At 40.4% G+C, this 19,484-nt stretch carries 13 protein-coding genes and 1 tRNA gene; 1 reads left to right on the top strand and 13 read right to left on the bottom strand.

All coding sequences use genetic code 11. The features are described 5' to 3' along the window. Positions 1-10: 10 nt before the first annotated feature. The 3 genes from LPB86_RS07710 to LPB86_RS07700 form a co-directional block, all read right to left on the bottom strand. Positions 11-1,222: a bifunctional 3,4-dihydroxy-2-butanone-4-phosphate synthase/GTP cyclohydrolase II gene (locus LPB86_RS07710; protein ID WP_255695491.1), complete on the bottom strand. Its 1,212-nt coding sequence runs from the start codon at positions 1,220-1,222 to the stop codon at positions 11-13. 122 nt (positions 1,223-1,344) lie between these two features. Then, positions 1,345-2,787 (bottom strand): LptF/LptG family permease, encoded by a 1,443-nt coding sequence (locus tag LPB86_RS07705; RefSeq protein WP_230642183.1) that lies wholly within the window; start codon positions 2,785-2,787, stop codon positions 1,345-1,347. A 30-nt stretch (positions 2,788-2,817) separates the two neighbouring features. Beyond that, complete coding sequence (locus LPB86_RS07700; RefSeq protein ID WP_230642182.1) at positions 2,818-3,198, bottom strand: START-like domain-containing protein; 381 nt, start codon at positions 3,196-3,198, stop codon at positions 2,818-2,820. A 126-nt stretch (positions 3,199-3,324) separates the two neighbouring features. On the opposite strand from LPB86_RS07700, the gene LPB86_RS07695 reads away from it, so the two are divergent. After that, a tRNA-Met gene (locus LPB86_RS07695) sits at positions 3,325-3,398 on the top strand. Positions 3,399-3,744: 346 nt separating this feature from the next. Here the strand turns inward: LPB86_RS07695 and LPB86_RS07690 are convergent. The 10 genes from LPB86_RS07690 to LPB86_RS07645 form a co-directional block, all read right to left on the bottom strand. Beyond that, entirely contained in the window at positions 3,745-4,923 is a 1,179-nt protein-coding gene (locus LPB86_RS07690; RefSeq protein WP_230642181.1) for a TlpA disulfide reductase family protein, read from the bottom strand. Positions 4,924-4,935: 12 nt separating this feature from the next. Further along, a complete protein-coding gene (locus LPB86_RS07685; RefSeq protein WP_230642180.1) occupies positions 4,936-6,033 on the bottom strand; it encodes a TlpA disulfide reductase family protein in 1,098 nt (365 codons plus the stop codon). A 30-nt stretch (positions 6,034-6,063) separates the two neighbouring features. Beyond that, on the bottom strand, positions 6,064-7,227 hold the full coding sequence (locus tag LPB86_RS07680; protein ID WP_230642179.1) for a thioredoxin domain-containing protein: 1,164 nt from the start codon (positions 7,225-7,227) through the stop codon (positions 6,064-6,066). A 77-nt stretch (positions 7,228-7,304) separates the two neighbouring features. Next, complete coding sequence (locus tag LPB86_RS07675) at positions 7,305-8,759, bottom strand: RagB/SusD family nutrient uptake outer membrane protein (RefSeq protein ID WP_230642178.1); 1,455 nt, start codon at positions 8,757-8,759, stop codon at positions 7,305-7,307. 11 nt (positions 8,760-8,770) lie between these two features. Further along, entirely contained in the window at positions 8,771-12,280 is a 3,510-nt protein-coding gene (locus LPB86_RS07670) for a TonB-dependent receptor (protein WP_230642177.1), read from the bottom strand. Positions 12,281-12,489: 209 nt separating this feature from the next. Continuing rightward, a complete protein-coding gene (locus LPB86_RS07665) occupies positions 12,490-13,563 on the bottom strand; it encodes a FecR family protein (protein WP_230642176.1) in 1,074 nt (357 codons plus the stop codon). A gap of 144 nt (positions 13,564-13,707) precedes the next feature. Further along, positions 13,708-14,283 carry an RNA polymerase sigma factor gene (locus LPB86_RS07660; RefSeq protein WP_230642175.1) on the bottom strand — a complete coding sequence of 192 codons (576 nt, stop codon included), beginning with the start codon at positions 14,281-14,283 and terminating at the stop codon, positions 13,708-13,710. 122 nt (positions 14,284-14,405) lie between these two features. After that, positions 14,406-15,521 (bottom strand): TlpA disulfide reductase family protein, encoded by a 1,116-nt coding sequence (locus LPB86_RS07655; RefSeq protein ID WP_230642174.1) that lies wholly within the window; start codon positions 15,519-15,521, stop codon positions 14,406-14,408. Positions 15,522-15,573: 52 nt separating this feature from the next. Continuing rightward, on the bottom strand, positions 15,574-16,821 hold the full coding sequence (locus LPB86_RS07650) for an amidohydrolase family protein (protein ID WP_230642173.1): 1,248 nt from the start codon (positions 16,819-16,821) through the stop codon (positions 15,574-15,576). Between the two features lie 83 nt (positions 16,822-16,904). Further along, on the bottom strand, positions 16,905-19,472 hold the full coding sequence (locus LPB86_RS07645; protein ID WP_230642172.1) for a zinc-dependent metalloprotease: 2,568 nt from the start codon (positions 19,470-19,472) through the stop codon (positions 16,905-16,907). Between the last annotated feature and the right edge of the window lie 12 nt (positions 19,473-19,484).

The raw sequence follows: 19,484 nt of genomic DNA, 5'->3' as shown, positions 1-19,484 counted from the left end.
TCAAATGATTTTATCCTTTCATAATCTGGTGTCCCATTTTATCTCTTTTGGTCTTTAAATAAGACTCATTGTGGACATTACTTTCTATCTCTATCGCAATGTTTTCTACAATCTCTAAATCGTAGCCAATGAGGCCGGCACGTTTAGTTGGATTATTAGAGAGCAGGCGCATTTTGGTTACCCCCTGATCTCTTAATATCTGTGCCCCTACGCCGTAATCACGTTCGTCTCCCTTAAAGCCCAATTTAATATTGGCTTCTACCGTATCAAAACCAGCATCCTGTAAGTTATATGACCTCAGTTTATTGATCAGGCCTATACCACGACCTTCCTGATTCATGTAAACAATGATGCCTTTACCTTCTTTCTGAATCATCTCCATTGCTTTGTGCAACTGCGGCCCGCAATCACAACGGCATGAGCCAAAAATATCGCCTGTTACACAAGAACTATGTACACGTACCAATACGGGCTCATCTTCCTTCCACTCTCCCTTTGTTAAGGCCAGGTGATTGGCGCCATTATCCAGCTGAGTATAAGCCGTCATTTTAAAATCTCCCCATTGGGTAGGCAGGTTTACGGTAACCTCTTGTTTAATCAAACTCTCCTTACTCAATCGGTAAGCGATCAAATCTTTAATGGAGATAATTTTAAGCTGGTGCTGTGCTGCAATTTTAATCAAATCGGGCATGCGTGCCATTTCACCATCATCCTTCATAATCTCTACCAGTACGCCAGCAGGTTCCATACCCGCAAGCATGGCCAAATCTACCGCAGCTTCAGTATGTCCAGACCTTCTCAATACGCCGCCGTCTTTAGCGCGCAATGGGAAAATGTGTCCCGGCCTGCCCAATTCTGCAGGGTCAGTATCTGGATTTACCAGCGCCAATATTGTTTTAGAGCGGTCTGAGGCAGAGATACCTGTTGTACAACCATGACCTACAAGGTCAACCGATACCGTAAAGTTGGTTTCATAAGCAGCAGTGTTTTTACCCACCATCAACTCAAGTTCCAACTCATCACATCTTTGCTCGGTTAAAGGCGCACAGATCAATCCGCGGCCATAGGTAGCCATAAAGTTAATCACCTCTGGAGTTGCGTTGCCGGCGGCAGTTAAGAAGTCTCCTTCGTTCTCCCTGTCTTCATCATCAACAACAATTATGATTTTACCATCTTTTATATCTGCAATAGCTTCTTCTATTGTATTCAGTATAGTGTCCATTTTATGAATATTAGTATTCTTAGCACCTGAAAAGCAATTTCTGCTGCTATAGAATGATGAAACAAAGTTACAACCTAAATATATATTTACGCTTTAAAAATATCATGGCTAAGTAATCAAAATTAGCTGCTGATCTGGCCACCTTTTGATTTCTTTTTAAAGAGGTTTGCAAAAAACACCTTGTAAGCACCGATATCGAACAGCGCAGAATCTGCCGTAGCTTTATAGGTTAGAAATGCACCCAAGGGGCTCAATACTATGATGGCCAGCCAGATTCCCAGAATTGGATTGATGTTGCCCTGATTTGCCGACTTTTCTGCTACGGTAGAAATGATGTGGTAAATTAAGAAAAATACGATAGCCATTACTACTGGCAAACCCAAACCACCTTTTCTGATGATAGCCCCGAGTGGCGCCCCGATAAAAAACAGCAGGATACAGGATACGGCGAGGGTAAATTTACGCTGGTATTCTACTCTTGCTTTGATGATATTTTTTACGCGATCGTCATGATCTGGCACCTTATTGCTCAACGTTTGGCTAATGGATTGCGCCTGATCCAGTGCGCTCTGTACTGCGCCCAATTGTTGGTTCTTCGGAATGGTTTTAAGAATATCTCCTTCTATTTTTTTTGGGGGAATAACAATTTTGGTATATCCTTTATTGGCATTGTTTTGCTTGTAATAACTTGCCAAAACGGTATTGGAGAAATTGTTTATACTATCTAGCTCTCTCTTTAACGAATCTGCTTTTCTGCTCAATCCTTTTAAGTTTAGCATTGCGGTATTGCCCCTAAAGCTATTCTCGTCAGTCTTGCCAAGCTTAAAACTAGAGAAGTCGAATTTCTGTTCTGTTTCTTTAAAACGCATTCGATAGAGTTCCTGCCTGGGGTTATATGAAGTGCTTTTACCTGCAGATTCCTCGTACCTTACACCATTATTGAGCTTTAAAATTAAATATTTTTCATCAGCGGTCTTACCCATTTTACCATCTTTTGCAATGATAATTTTAGCAATGCCGTTGTTTCCACTGTGGTCGTAAATCATGATGCCTTCTAAACGACCGTCCTCGTATTTTTTATCTACCCTGATAGAATATCCGGGAATACTGTTATTGAAAACACCTTCTTTAATTAGAAAGGAGAGCTTTTTATTACGAACATCCCAAAGCAGGGAGCCGAACTTCAGATTGGCTTTTGGCAGCATATAATCTGAAAAGAGAAAGGAGCCAATGGCGATGAATATAATACAGATAAACAAAGGCTTCATGGCACTTCGTAAAGAAATACCAGCTGATTTAATGGCCACCAGCTCATAGTTTTCTCCCAGGGTCCCAAAAGTGGAGATAGAAGACAAAAGAATGGCCAATGGTAAAGCCATGGAAACATTGGCAGCAGATGCGTAAAACATCAGCTCCAAAATCATATACCATTCAAAGCCCTTTCCTATTAAATCGTCTACGTATTTAAAAAGGAAAAGCATTAAAAGGATAAACATCACAATAAAAAATGTGACGATAAACGGTTTAACAAATGCTTTGATCAGCAGTAAATGAATCTTTTTCAAGATACAAAGGTAGGCAAAGGAGCAGAAAAATTAAGCACCAATTACACTGTGCAGGTAAGTTATTTGATTATCCCAGATCAACGTACGTTCCTTTAGGGTATCCTCGGTTGCAAAATCTGTAATGGCCAGTGCAACGTCATTGGTTAGCTCGTCCTGGATGATTTCCATTTCAAAATAGCAATGAGGTTCGTCATCCAGCCATTTAAATTTAACTAGTTTGTTCTCCTTTATGCTAAGCAGTTTGGCCTTTTGAACCTCATCATCCCATGAAAAGATGTAAACCTGGTCTTTAAATACCACATCATCGGCAAACCATTGCGACAGACCATTCGGCTCACTGATAAACGAGAACAATATTCGTGGTGAGGATTTTAACTCATATTCTAATGTGAACTTTTTCTTTTCTGACATCTGCGACCCTTATGTAATTTGAGTTATTTTAACAATTTTCATTATTTTGTTTCTAAAGAAAAGTAAATTATTCTATATTTGCAACTCTTTAAAAAATCAGCCTGGTTTTTTAATAACCAAAAGCCCGGCGGGGTAGCTCAGATGGTTAGAGCGCAGGATTCATAACCCTGAGGTCGGCAGTTCGATCCTGCTCCCCGCTACAGATTAAAAGCCTCTAGATTTACATCTAGAGGCTTTTTCGCTTTTTGTAAAAAACAGATACAAAATAAAGGGATCAATGAACAATACCAAATACTGCGGAGTGCAAATATTTTTTCCTTTGTTAAGCATACTATTGAGTTAACCCCGTCAGATGTTCAAAACATAGCTAGTGCTGCGTCCTCCGCCTTTTTCTTTCAGCATTACACCTTGTTCTATTAGGTTCAATATACCACGGGTAGCCGTATCCTAAGAGCATTTAGGCGATGCAGGTTATTTATTTAACAAATTATGTGGTAACAGCATTGAAATTGCAGCTTACAATCTCTGTAAGCTGCGTAATCCAAATTATTTAAAAATTTTTTCAAGCAAGTCATCCATGCCACGATCCTCCCCACTATATCGGCCTATAATGATGCCCTTGTTGTCGATCAATATTTTTGTTGGATAAGATCCGACTGAATATGGAGTTGTAATTGCTTTACTTCGATCGAAGCCTCCATCCGGCAATCTCTTTAATCCCCGTAACACATGTTTCCATACTCCTATCTTATCATCCTCAATTGCCTTTTTCCAGGCGGGTTTCGCAGTATCATCGTCAGATATACCTATAATTTCAAAACCTTTGTCCTTGTACTTGCCGTATAATGCCAACAAATGTGGATTTCCAGCCCTGCAAGGCACACACCATGAAGCCCAAAAATCCAACAGTACATACTTTCCTTTATAATCAGAAAGACTTAATTTATCACCGCGAAGTTCGGTTGATGAAAATTCTGGAGCCATAGCACCAACAGCTCCCCCTGCAATTACGTCCAATTCCTTCTTTATATTTCTCCCAATTGGGCTATTGGCCACCTCGGCTGACAATAGATTAAAGCGCTTCGAGGCTTCAGGCGTATTCAAATTCTCTTTTAACAAAAATGCGGTTAAGTAGCCACTGGGGTATTTATCCATGTATGCACATTCCCTTTCCTGCATCAGTGAATTTAGTGGAAGTACTTTGTTTCTTAAGACATCCCTTTCGTTCTTAAGCTTATTAAGGGTTGCATCATCCGCTTTGTTTTGCTGAGCCTTAGCGTAGGCAAAAAAAGCCTCCTCCAAATTGTTCATCGCTTTTGAAAATTCTGGTGAAATATCGGCTTTAAATGCTTTCAAATTCACCATTTCTTCGGCTACAGCAGTGCCGCTAAGGGTTGAATTTGAAAGATCGTCAGAATTGATGGAAAGCGTTTGTATTCCTGGACTTATGTAAAGCTTAAAGGAATCACTTATCCTGGATGGCTTTTTTACAACCATCACCTTTGCTTCAGTCACGCCCTCAATATTTCCTTTAAACCAGAACCTCCCGTTTTCAACGATTGTACTGTCAATATTTAATTTGCCGTTTACCTCGTAACCGAGATAGATTTTACCAGCAGTTTTCCCGGTTATTGTGCCTTTAAGGGTAAAGGGTTTTACCTGAGCACTGGAAATAGCTACCATCATAAACATGGCCACCAGCAAAATGCCTATTCTTTTTATCATTGTGTGTAAGTATTAATTCAATTTTTTTTCAAGTACCTCTTCCAATTGTCCTTCTGATAGATCACGTGCAATGATCTTGCCCGATGGATCTACGAGAACTGTTGCTGGAATACTGGTTAAGCCAAAGGCGCGTGAAATTTCATTATCCCAATATTTCAGATCTGAGACATGATTCCAGGTCAAACCATCGTGTTTGATAGCCCCAATCCATTTTTCCCGGTCTGCCGCTTTATCAAGTGATATACCTAGAATAGTGAAATTTTTATCTTTAAAGCGATTATACAGCTTAACCATCCCAGGATTAGCTGCCCTGCAAGGCACGCACCAGGATGCCCAGAAATCGATTAAAAGATATTTTCCATTGAAGTCGGTTAATGACACCATTTTACCTGACGTATCTGCCTGAGACAATTTGGGAAGAGCCTTGCCTATCCATGTATTCCGCTGTGCTACCATACTAGGGCTAATGAACTTGAAATATGAATTATCGGCCAATAAATTTGAATCCAATGCACTATAAAGCTTGATCTCTTTTTCAGGGTCTAACCTTTGAGACCAAAGAAGATATGGTGACAAGCCTGAAGACGGATTTTTTTCAATGAACGATGCTGCCTTTATTTCCAATTGCTTACTCAGTGCATAGTATTGCTCCATCAAAAGCTTACCTTTCGCTGAAGCACGGTCAATGTCCCGTAAATTTGGCAACATTGCCTTGATCTGCTCATCAATTTCCTTTGTAGCTTGTGTATACTCATTGTACTGATTGATCTGCCCGCCACCGGAAATTTTTGCTGACGTTAAATCATTCACATCGGCTAGTATTTTTATCGGTTCATTATACAAAACCAACTGAATTTGCTTTTGCGGCTCAATCATTAACGATGACATATAAGGGGAACGCAGCCTACTACCACTATACTTAAATTTCCCAGCTTTTACCGGAATGCTTATGGCCTCCGGTCTACCTGCATGTTGCTTGTTCACATTAAGCGTTACAGATGATCCTGTAAAATTTTTCAGCTCTCCCTCAAGAGAGAAATCTTGTGCTATACAATATGTAGCATTACTCATCAACGTAAACGCTAATGCGAGTTTAATGATTTTATTCATGTCTTTATGATTAATTTGCGATCACCGTGTCTATTTTTTACTCGCCTTAACTTGGTACTCTTTTAAAGTTTCCTCATACTGGCTAACAAGTTCTTTGGTGATCCTGCCCGCCCATTTGCCAGCAGCCAAACCCTCACGGGCATTCACAAAAGCGGTTTGCTGATTTTTTGCAGCACTGTTATAATCACCAGCCAGAAAATAACATTGAGCAATATAATCATACACTAACGGAATAGGCTCGCTAGTACTTCTTGAAATGTAGGTTTGAAGGCATTCAACCCCAAAAAGATAGGTCTCTGGTTTAAGACCTGAACGATCGGCAATTGCAATTCCGAAATTCGAAACAGTATTACCGCCTGTAGTGGTAGTTTTCAGGAAATTTCTTGCAACCTCAACGGCCTTTTGCTCTTCTCCAAAATCCAGCAAAGTCGTGAACTTCTTCATGTTTATACCGTAAGATAATGTCGGATCATCAGCAAGCAGTTTATCAAGGGCGGCAATTGCAGCTTTGTAATCTTTTAGTGCTATGGCTTTATTATAGGGTTCCAGCATTGCATCCTGATTCTTAATATTGGCAGCAACTTTAGCCCGCTGTTCTTCTGATGCTTTTGGAGCCATATCAAACCTGCCCTTTCTAATCGATTCTAACAAGGCTTCTAGTCCCCCAGGAGAACCCATCCAAATCAATTTATTATCTTTAACCACCATGGTAGCAGGAATGCCCGTAACTCCAGCATTTTTCAGCCAATTTTCAGACACAAACTGTTCATTATTGTCGGCAGCAACATTAAAGTCCATTTTATCCCCCATGCTTTTTACAAATTTTTCAACATTAGGCAAGGCTGATTCATATGGTCTCGCGCCTACTTTTTCCCAAACGTTATAAGCAATCACAGTCACTTCCGGATGCTTTCTCGCAAACTCAGAAAGTCCCGGCATGGCAGCAATGCAGGGACCACACCAGGTAGCCCAAAATTCCAAAACATACATCTGGTCTTTCTCGAAAGCCTTCAATGGCTTTCCCTTAAGCCATTTTGAAAATCTTATTGGCGGGGCTGCATCTCCAACAACCAGTGTCGCAGTACCCTTCTGGGCATGCGCACTAAAAGAGGCAGCTGTGAGTAAGAAATAAGTAAGGGCAATTGACGCAATTACCTTTAACGGCCTCGGGACTTTAAATTTTATCATTTTCATTTCGTGTAATTTACGGTGAGACAAACACTGTTTCCTTTATTGATCCCCGCCAATTAGTGATTTGACGGGGATTCATCTTAGTTTTTAGGGTAGCCAGGATTTTGATCTCCAAAAAGCGAATTGGTCAAAAATTCCGTAGCCGGAACAGGAAATATAAACTGTGTTTGTTTTGTGAGCGATGGCTTAAACTGTGTGATGGTCGACATTGGCAATCTAAGCAATGAAGTCCACTCCGAGCCATCTTCAGCAACAAGACTTCGTACCGTTTCTTTGTAGATTTCTACCAACAAATCAGCAGCATTTGTCGCACTTTCTACGGCTAAATAGTTTGTGTTATTAGCGGTAGCAGTAATACCTGCCTTTTGCTGAATGGTATGAACCAATGCCTTCGCATCAGAAAGGCTACCACCTGAACGTACAATGGCCTCAGCTTTCAACAAATACACTTCAGTTAGACGTAAAGGATAATCGGTCTCTGAAACTGTTGTGGGCACGCCTCCCTGCAAGATGTATTTCATAAAATAGGAGGTACCGGGAGCATAAAGTGCCGTGTAAGGTGTAGCGGTCCCTATCATCCATGCGCCCCTTGGATCATTGGCGTAAAGATTTTTTAATCCTGCTGATGCTACCCATAAAGCGGATGCTGCGGGAAAATAGTTTCTGCTTTTACTATATGGATCAGAAATCTGGTTGGCCTGTGGCTTAAGTCCCAGAATAACTTCGGTACTGGCCAAACCTTTCGTGTGAAAGATATCCTCCGCCCTTGCCTCCAGAACAAATGGGCTTCCCGAAGTAATGGTATTAGCCAAAGATATCACCTCTGCATAATCTGCAGAAGTGTTTCTCAGCATTAACATTTTAATTTTTAAAGCCATTGCAGCCCATTTCGTAACGTAATAATTGGGATTAGCTGCAGGCGCGTTAGTGATAGCAAAATCCAAATCCGAAGTAATAAAATCATAACTTTCCTTTACACTTGACCTGGCTTTTTCGGTAGTGGTTAAGGTCACTACCTGATCTCTTAAAAGCACACCGTACTGACTGTCCATTTTATACCATTCAGCATAATACGTCAAAAGTTTCAGGTGCGCGTAAGCCCTCAAAAACCGGGCTTCAGCCAGGATCTCATTCTTCCTGTTGCCAGTAAACTTATTATCCGGCAAAGCCATTACATTTTTAAGCAATCCATTTGCGGCATTAAGAATTTTATAGGATTCCAGCCAATAGTACCCAGCATTGAGTAATTGTGTATTTTCGTTTGTTTCAAGCGGTGTAGCACCAATTCCGTATTGTATGTGACCTGATAAACTTCCAGGGACCACCTGATGATTCATCCAATCATTTTTTATGGTACTCGCATTGGCAAAATTATAATAGACGCCGTTAAGTGCTATTTGCGCAGTAGCTTGATCAAAGACTGAATTGCCATCAACCTTTGCATTTCCCGGAAGTGCACCCAGTTCCTTTTCACAACTGGAGAATCCGATGACCGCAACAATACTTAAAGATATAGAGATAAATAAATTTTTCATGTTATTTTTGATTAAAGTGCACAACGAATACCAAAACTATATTGCTTAACAGTTGGATAACCACCAACATCGCTGTAACCCCCAATAAGGCTATATGGATCGTTACTCACTTCCGGATCGGCACCTGGATAACCCGTTATGGTAAATAGGTTTGTCGCTGAAGTGTATATATAAGCTTTACTAATGCCTAGTTTACTCAGTAACCTTTTAGGTAACTGGTAACTTAAAGTAGCCGATTTAACTCTTAAAAATGAGGCATCATAAATGTTATTACTGTTGGTATATGCAAAGTCAGATTGTCCCAAGATTAACCTTGGACGTGTTGCCGTTGGATTTTCCGGCGTCCATCGATCAAGGATCCTGACACCTTTGTTTGTACGCGTGCTGAGGTCCGTATTTTGAGCATCTGCTAAGTAAAAGATTTCATTGCCCTTAGAAAAAGTGAACAGTGTTGATAGTGAAAAATTCTTGAAAGATAAGGTGTTGGTATACCCACCGTAAAAATCAGGCATAGCGTGGCCAATCACATCATCTTTATAACTCTGAAGAGGATTAGTAGCGCTGCTCGGAACTCCTGTTAATACATAACGAGCATCACCAATCCCAAAATAAGCCGCACTATTGGCATTTCTGCTTACTTTTTTATAAGCATCTAATTCAGCCTGGTTCTGAATAATTCCGTCAAAAGTTTTCCCATATAATAAACCGATAGGTTCGCCCAACTTCAATACTGTATTTCCGTAGCGGTACATGGAAGGATCTGCAGAGTTACCCAAATTTGAAGGCAGTTTAAGCACCTTTGACCGGTTACCTGATATGTTAAAAGATCCAGACCACTGGAAATTTTTCTTGCGCAGAAATTCTCCGGATAGCTCTAATTCCAAGCCCACATTTTGCAGACTTGCCACATTTGCAGTGGCACCTGTAAATCCAGAACTAGGAGCTACAGAAGTCTGGAAAAGAAGACCTGTGGTTTTCTTTTTATACATACCAATACCACCCCTAAGCCGCGACTTTAAAATCGAAAAATCTATCCCGGCATCCTTCTGTAAGGTAGATTCCCATTTGATTCCATCGTTACCTAATTGGGTTGGAGATAAGCCAGGAAGGCCTGCGTATGAAACCGGGGAAAACAACGAATAAAAAAGATTGTCGCCAATGTTTTGAGTACCTGTATAACCCGCACTCGCGCGAATTTTTACCTCATCAATCCATTTGATATCTTTCATAAATTTCTCGCTCGAGATTCTCCAGGCCAGCCCTGCTGAAGGAAAATAGCCAACCCGGTTGTTCTTCGGAAATTTCGAGGACGCATCTGCCCTACCTGTGAAAGTAAAGATATATTTGTCAAACATGGAATAATTTGCTCTGGCATAAAAACTAAGTAGCGAGTTCTGACCTCGCACACCAGTTGAAGGAAGCGTGATCGAAGCTGAGGAAAGGTTATTCAAAAATATATCATCTGGAAAACCTTGTCCACTTGCCGTAAATGACTTTGACTTGAAAATATTCCAGGAAGTACCAACCAACACGTTTACCCTGTGGTTCTCGTTGAAAGCCTTGTCCCAGGACAGGGTATTCTCATAGAACAAATTGGTGGTTTGAGACTGCCCTTGAGTAGCAATACCGTTTCCAGAAGTACCAGAACCACTAGAGGTTGCAATTGACACAGTACTAGGCACAAAATTATTTTGATTGTTTGTATTGTAATTAATCGATACGGTACTTTTAAATTTGAGTGATTTTAAAATATCATACTCCCCGGATATTGATCCGATTAAGGACTGAGCACTTGCTTTATTGATACCCTGCAATAAAAACAATGGATTTTGAAATCCCTGATACGCATAGGCATTTAAAGATGCTGGAGCGATTACCTTTACACTGCCATCTGCATTGTACGGGCTAAACGTTGGCGGAGCGTATAACGCTTGCGTATATACTCCATTTGAAACATTATTTGATGTAAAACCAAAATCAAGGTTCGTGCTAATGTGTAACCGCGCTGTAATGTCATTATCCAAACTAACTTTTCCACCGATACGACTAAAATCAGTCCCTTTTACCACACCGTTATTTTTCATATAAGCTAATGACGTGTAGTACCTGGAACCAATACCTCCTCCACGAACTGAAATATCGGCATTCTGCGTAAAACCAGTTCTCAAAACAAGATCCATCCAGTTGGTATCGCCACCTTCAAAAAATGCACCTGAAATGATATTTGTAGCAACCGGATCTGCCGCCAAATTTCTTGCAGCTCTTGCCGTATTTAAGTTAACCGCACCCTCCTTCAAAATTGTCATATATTGATCCCGATTCAGCAGCTTTTCAGCTCTGGCAGAACTTATATTCGTGTAATAATTCGTCTCTAAAGTGGCCTTTTGATTATATTTGCCTTTTTTTGTGGTAATAATTACAACGCCATTTGCAGCTCTTGATCCGTAAATTGCAGTCGCCGATGCATCCTTTAAAATATCTATTGACTCAATATCGTTTATATTCAGTCCCCCCAAGCTGTTAAGTGCTCTGGCGAATGCTCCAGAAACAGCATTGTTTGGGCTATCGGCTCCAGCACGCTCCACCGGTGAAACCACATCCGCTGCAGTTTGCAGGAAATTATTCTGTACCTGCACCTGTACGCCATCTACAATATAAAGCGGATCATTTCCACCAATTAAAGAAGTCCCCCCGCGTATCCTGATTTTTGCTGCTCCGCCAGGCGATCCGTCTGATTGCACAACCTGAACCCCCGCAGATTTTCCAGACAGGGCCTGATCAATTGCCGCAAATGGAGCATCTCTAACCTCTTCTACGTTTATGGAACTTACAGAACCTGTCAGATCCCGCCTTCGTGTGGTACCATAACCTACCACCACTGTCTCGTCCAGCTTGTTAGATGATGCGTTCATAGTCACCACCATTCCCGGCTTTGCAATCGCCTCTTTATTCAGATATCCGACATAAGAAAAAACCAAAACAGTCTTATCGTCATCAACGTTGATCGCAAATGCACCTTTAGCATCCGTGATCACACTTCTCCCACCACTCCTTTTCCTCACATTTACCCCGGATATAGGGATTCCGTCGTCATTAACAACACGCCCTTGTATGTCCCTTGCTGACAGTAGGGCACTCACACTTTCGAGAATACTGCCATGTCCTTTTCCTCTCAGCGTAATGGTCGTTTTGTTTACATTATAAGATAAAGGCTGATTATCAAAGATCACTTCTAGAACTTCTTCTATTTTTTTATTTTTCACATCGATATCTACCGGTATAGCCTGGTTCATTACAGCATCGCTATATAGAAATAAGTAGCCGCTCTGCGCACTAATTTCCTTTAACACAGATTTCAAAGAAGCACTGGACTTGGACACAGTTATTTTCTGGGCTAATCCTGAGGCGCTGACCTGTAACAGAGATGCTAGTAACAGTACGGTGGTTAATCGCATAATTAGCAAAATTTTATGGCATACGGATGAAGGTACACCTAGTTTCCTGGTATAATTTCTATACATTTGTTTAGTTGGTTTTTGCAGTTTGCTTAGGTTTCGAAGCATGGGCATCCTGCGGGTTAAACGGTTGATTTTTTTTTGGCCGGAGCCAATCCTAAACCAGACTTTTATTTAAGTCTGGTTTTTTTCTTAATTTCTCTGTCGTAGTTGTTTTGCCATTCTTTTTAGTTTTAGTTGAACATTTTTGTTATACAATTGCAATAGGGCCAATTTTACATGGAAACATACACTTGTCTTCCTATAAGTCTAAATTTAACCTTTCCGGTTGATTCTAAAGAACTTAACACTTCAGATAGATTATTAAATCTGGACACACCTCCACTAAAGGTATCTGTGGTTATTTCGCCGCTATAAATCACATCCACATTATACCAACGCTGAAGCATTCGCATAATGATTTTTATGTTTTGTCCTTCGAAAAGAAATTGCTTGTTTTTCCATGCGATAGAAATAGCTGGATCAACTTTTATAACCTCAATTCCTTTATCATTATTAATAGCCTGAAATCCTGGCGATAAGAGTTTGCTTGTTCCTTTTTCCGAAACTTTAACAGCACCTTCTATTAAAGTGGTTTTGATCTCACTTTCGTTCTGATACGCATTTACATTAAAATGTGTACCCAAAACCTCAACTTGCTGATGCCCCGTAAGCACTCTAAATGGCATAGCAGCATTGTGACTTACTTCAAAGTAACCTTCTCCATATAAACTCACTAAACGCTGTTTCCCAGTAAATTTGTTAGGAAACTTTAACTTACTGTCAGCATTTAACCACACATGTGTTCCATCCGCTAAGATCACTTCGTAAGTTCCACCTCTTGGCGTAGTAATACTAAATTCTGCGTCTGCTACAAGGCCAGAAGATAACGTGTCTTTCGAAAGGGGAGTGCCGTCACTGTAGCTAAGCTTGCTGGCATCTAAAATTACAGCACCTTTGGATTCACTTAGGCGAATGGTCTTTCCATTGGATAATGTTAAAAAAGCAGTGTTTTTTCCTGGAGCGATAGCAGATTGCTGTGGACTTTGATAAAAGAGAAGCAAAGAACTGAAGACAAAAATAATAGCTGCAGCTGCGCCAATCCACCTCCACGGCCGCGTTTTGACGCTGGCATTTTGAGATTGTTCCATCAATTGATCATACATAGCTGCAGACTTTTCAGGTGCCAGAGATTGATAATCTGCATTTTCCAAATCCGTCCAATAGATATCCATCAAAGTTCTAATCGCTTCTTCTGAAGAAGGATCTTTAATGATTGCCTTCCACTCCTTTAATTCAGCTACCGACATCTTATTATAAATATATTGTCGATGCAAGTATTTTATCCTGTCAGTATTCCTCATGTTATGCAAGTATTCAAATAAGTTCAGCAGCTCCCTTTATTATAAGAACGTACGAGAGCAAGGAGGGGGGTAATGAAAAATGGCTAATTTTTAAAATAATTTAAAAATAACCAATAAAGCCAGAATATCCGTGTGTTGCTGAACGTAAGTTCTCAAAAATTTAAGGGCCAGTTTCATGTGGGTATGCACCGTAGCCGGAGACAAGTTCAATTGCGCCGCAACCTGATCGTAGCTCAGTCCCTCATCCCTGCAAAGCTTATAAACCAGTTTTTGTTGTGGTGGTAATAGGTTGATTGCCTGGTCCAGCACCTTTTGCGTATCATTCAGAAGAATTGATTCTTCTGTATCGTTATGCTCTTCTTTCCAATTTATGGCTTTATTTAAGTCGGCATTATTTTCCAAAACTTTACGGCGTAATACATCCAGCGACCGATTTCTGGTAAGCATACGAAGATAATGTTCCAGATTATTTATGGAAAGGGCATTGGAATCCCTGAGCCATAATTTTAAAAATACCTCTTGCATAACTTCCTGAGCTTCTATGTCAGATTTCAGGTATTTCAGCGCGTACGTATATATTTTTAAGTGGTAATCCTCATAAACAATTTTGAAAGCATTTTCATCTTTTTGAGCGATTCTAGTGAGCAAATTGCTTTCTTGATTCATAGCATTAGTAAAAATAAGGAATATTCTCATCAATATTAGAAAATATTAAGAAGAATATGCCAAACGATACCTAATCAACAGCGTTGCCCAAACACCTACATAAAAGTACTTACATGGATTGACTATTTGCTTTTACTGAATAATTCTAGCAGGAAATCACTCAATTCCTGTCCCCTGGCCTTGGTTGCGATGATCTTGCCATTAGGATCTAAAATAAAGTTACAAGGTAATGCCATTACAGAGTAGCTTTTCGCTAAGCTGCCTTTCAATGCACCCGGATCATTCAATTGTATCCAGCTTAAGCCATCATCAGCTACTGCCTGGCGCCAGTTTTTTTCACTTGCTTCCATTGAAATACTCACAAACAGTATGTTCTGATCCTTATAAGCTGCATTTAACTTTTTAAGCAAAGGATGTTCCTCACGACATGGCTTACACCAGCTCGCCCAAAAATCTATAAACAAATACTTTCCCCTATATTTACTAAGCTCAAAGGTCTTGCCATCCAGATCTGTTAATATAAAGTTAGGAGCTTGTTTACCAACGGTAATGGCTTTAGAGGCATCAATAAAGGCCTTAATACGTTTTGCATAATAGCCACGTTTTGCAAGGCCAGTTAGCTGCGCGTAACAAGCTTCTGCCTTCAGTACATTGGTACTGTTCATGTGACTGCCAATAATGGCAATTGAAGCTGCAGTAGCATTGGGATTTTCTTTTACAAAGGCCAACGTTAAGCTATCAAGCCGGCGTTGGAAATCAAGGTAAACGCGGCTTGCTCTATCGTGAAAGTCTGTTGAACTGGCTTCTAACTCCTTTCTATAGTCTCCGGTTAGCACGAATTTCTTCTTGTTAAATTTGTTGAAAAGTGCATCTTCAGCAGCTCCTGAAACTTCAGCATAGTAAAATTTGGCCATAGTACCAATTAACCTGACATGCTCATTTTGCAGTAAAATAACCTTCGATTGTTGATTGGACGAGTTGCTCAGTGTACACAACACCGTTTCTGGCAAGCTGCCCTTAAGCAAGACCTTGTTGTTTTTGACTACAGCGGAATCTAAAAACTTCTTACCCGAATATTCGTAACTGATCCATACTTTCTCTCCATCCGGAGCAATAATATTTCCCTCAATCACATAGCCATCGGCTTTGAATGCAGAAGTTAGGGCAATAAACAGCATGCAGCAAAGAAAAGTTAAAGCCAGTATAAGCCTGGCCGCTTTTAGTGAAATATTTTTCATATCTAATTTATTAAAAGATTTATGGTGTACTTCTAAACAGGGTTTACAATGCCTACTTTATATCTACGATCTTACCAAATTTAATAACCATATTGATATCCCTAAGTTTCCTCATATCAATTAACGGATCACCATTTAATACCAGCAGGTCTGCTACTTTACCATTTTCAATAGTTCCTATATTTTTCTCCTGACCAATTACTCTCGAAGAAACAATAGTTGCGGATCTAAGCGCATCGATAGGACTAAAACCACATTTTTCAACAAAGGATTCCAACTCATCCAGCAACCTGGGATAAGGTCTTTTAAGATCTACGATCTGATCAGTTCCAGCACTTATGGCCACACCTTCTTTGTAGATCTTTTTCAACAATGTGAAAATCCAAGGGTCACGTTCCTCAGAGACGCAAAGTGTAGCATCAAGTATACTATTATTGGCTTTCATAATATCGCAGAAAGGTTTGACATCAAAATTATTGATCACACTATCTTTATAACTAATGGGCGTTTTCCTTTTTAAAAACAAAGTATCGGTTACCAAATTCTCCAGCATAAAAACATGCGAAAGTACTTCAACACCAGATGAAGCTACGTCAATGGGATTAGCTGGATACATCATCACATGTCCCCAGGTTTTAAGTCCCTGAGCTTTCGCTGAGGCAACAACTTTAGGCAATAACACCTTATCAAATGAATGATATAGTTTAACACCTGTTGCCCCGCAAGCCTTTGCCACACGCATGGCACTATCCAAATTGGTTTTTTCGGTGACCAGCTGTTCCCATGGCAAATAGGGGTCCTTTCTTAAGTTTAGGTCTCTGTTAAAATACCAGTCACCAGCCATCAAGGCTGCAAAATATACGCTTGCCCCCCGCCGCTCACCATTATTAATGGCACGTTGCGCAGCTAGTAACGACGCACCATCTCCCGAAGCGTCCCTAACAGAGGTTACGCCATGGCGCAAATAGTAATTTAAATGGCTGTAAGTGTTTTCCATGTTATTCTTTTTATGGGCAGAAACATGGACATGGCCATCTATTAACCCGGGAATAAGATATTTGCCCGACAGATCCACTACTTTAGCATTTTTCCAAATCTTTTTACCAGCATCAATACTCAGAATTCTTCCCTGCGAGATGGCAACATTCCTCCCTTTCAGATATTTACCTGTATTGACGTCCAGTACATTTACGTTTTTCAAAATCAGCAAGCTGGTATCTGTATTAGCCGCTGAAGCCGCCTGTCTGCACAAAAGGAAAAAAAACGTAAATATGAAGAGTGACTTTATTTTTGATTTCATACATTCTTGATTAAATAATGAAAACGCAGTGGCATCCACCGGCTGCGTTTCAAATTATTACTATTTATTTTTTAGAAAGCGTATTAGTAATTCAAGCCTGGTATTGGCGATTCATTGATAATCTTATCCAGCATTTGCTTTAAGTACTCCAAATGTATTTTTGTGTCTTTATCTTTAGTCTTAGGTATTCCATTACCAATGTCCCTTCTCAATTCCCTTAAATGTGCGAAACCCAGGGCCTTCACATTTGAATAGAGTAAAACATCTGTTGGCGCCAGGGATGCCAGAATGTTATCAATTGATCCTTGAAGCGCAAATCGCTTGTTATACATGGTTATAATACTACCCACGTACATTTTTTGTAGTGTTTTACGATAGTCATCTGCCGCAGCGCCAGTGTAAATTTCAGCAAAAATACCCTTCTTTAAATCTGTCAACCATTCAGACGGAGAATACGTGCCTTTACCGTAATCCCTTTGATTGATCATCATCCGGTACAACCGGGATTGAGAAGTAACTGCGGCAACAATTTCCTGCTGCATACGTTGCACACTATTCCCACTATATCCCGGCTCAATTTTGTTGAGGATATTCTTATCCAATAACCAAGTTGGTGTCTTGAATATCTGCTCGTTAAAAAATTGAATAGATGCTTTCTGCCTGGCAAGGCTAACTGGTTGATAAATTGCCCCAGTTTGATCAGATAATTTTTCGGTCACCATTACGCCACCCATATTCTTTAAAACATGGCTTGCATATCTGTCCAATTGACCCACAGCGGCTTTGTACATTGTTGTCAATTGTGTGTAATCCTCCCCTTCTTCGCGTGTCCAGGCTACCAAATTAGGTACAATGCGTTTCAGGTTTTTGATACCGTATAAACTCGCCTTGATTGGGTCATCGCCCAAATCTTCAGATTGAGACCTTGGATCATAATCCCTTCCTTCGCCAGAGAACCATAACCGCTTATTGTTTGCAAGGCTATCCCTGGTCATCACGTTAAGCAATTTCCTTTCAACTTCCGCATCCTCAACATTTGCAAAAACATGGTATCCCCATTCAATTGCCCATTTATCATAATCGTTAATCCTGGGAAAAAGGCCTTTTTCAGAGATTCCATCTTCTGGTTGCGCCACATAGTTAAAACGGGCGTAATCCATAATAGATGGTGTATGCCCATGTGCTTCTACCCAGGCCTTATCTCTAAGCTTTTCAACAGGTACCGTGCTACTTGCCCCCATGTTATGCCTCAAACCTAGCGTATGTCCTACTTCATGTGAGGAAATAAAGCGAATGAGCTGTCCCATCAGTTCGTCATCAAATTTATTTTTTCTGGCACGAGGATCTACAGCTGCGCATTGGATCATGTACCAATTGTGCACCAATGTCATCACATTATGGTACCATCCAATATGGCTTTCTAATATTTCACCACTTCTAGGATCCGATACGTTTGGTCCATAGGCATTCGCATTGGACGACGCAAAATACCGGACAACAGAATATCTGGCATCTTCCAGGCTCATGGTGGTATCACTTTCCGGCCATTCCTTACCTACAATCGCATTTTTGAAGCCCGCTTGTTCAAATGCTTTTTGCCAATCATTTATACCAGCAATCAGGTATGGTCTCCATTTTTTTGGCGTGGCCGGATCAATGTAATAAATAATTTGTTTTTTGGGTTCTACTAACTCACCTCTTTTATATTTGTCCAGGTCTTTATCCTTCACTTCAAGCCGCCAGCGGTTAACAAATACTTCTTGTTTTACTGCTTGTTGCTCATCCGAAAATTTGTTGTAGCTGTTCACAAAATACCCCACCCTTGGATCAGCATATCGTTTAACCATCGGCGTTTCCGGCAACAATAAAAATGAAGCGTTGATTTCAAGGGTAAGCGCCCCCGCAATAACCGCAGCAGGTAAGTTCCCACCTGCGGCATTATACGTTCTAATCGTTCTAACTTCCGTGTTGATTGGAAATGACTTAACGCTCCTCACATAAGAACGATCTGCTGCCGGTGTTCCCAGACCATAACTTTTCTTGCTTTCAGGATTAAAAGTTACCAGGGGGTTTTCACTCAAAAGGAAATCCGTTACCTCAATCACTAATGAAGAAGAATCTTTTCCAAGTGCCTTGATTGGGAAAGAAGCCATAATGGGATTTAAGTTTGAGTTACTTACTGCCTTAGCAATCATATCTGTAGAATCGGCTATACTCACTTGTGCAGCAACTCTTAAGAAAAGCCTGTTATCCGGGCCTTGTTCCCAATAAATCATTCTCCTGCCAATTTCCTCACCACCAAAATTGCCCGCACCTGGGGTAGACCCACTTAAACGGGTAACCACCAGGATATCCTTTTTTAATATCTTTTTTGGAATTTCGAAAAAGTACTTTTCAGCAACCTTGTGTACCGTCATCAATCCTGGCTGTGTAAGGGCTTTACTTGTGATGATTTCCTTATAAGGTTTCATCGCATTTTTGATACTATCGGCCTTAGGTCTGGCCACAATTGGATTGCCAGTCACTGAAGCCTTGTTTTTAGCGGGCTTCTTTTTTACCAATACACAAGAACTGATACCCAAAATCAGACAGGTTAACATTACTCCCAAACTCAAGCGTTTGGGAGCATATTTAATAAATTTGTTGTTCATGTTGATTTTTTA

The organism is Pedobacter sp. MC2016-14 (genome assembly GCF_020991475.1).
In the GTDB taxonomy this organism is placed as follows: domain Bacteria; phylum Bacteroidota; class Bacteroidia; order Sphingobacteriales; family Sphingobacteriaceae; genus Pedobacter.
This window is presented reverse-complemented; position numbering and strand designations above follow the sequence as displayed.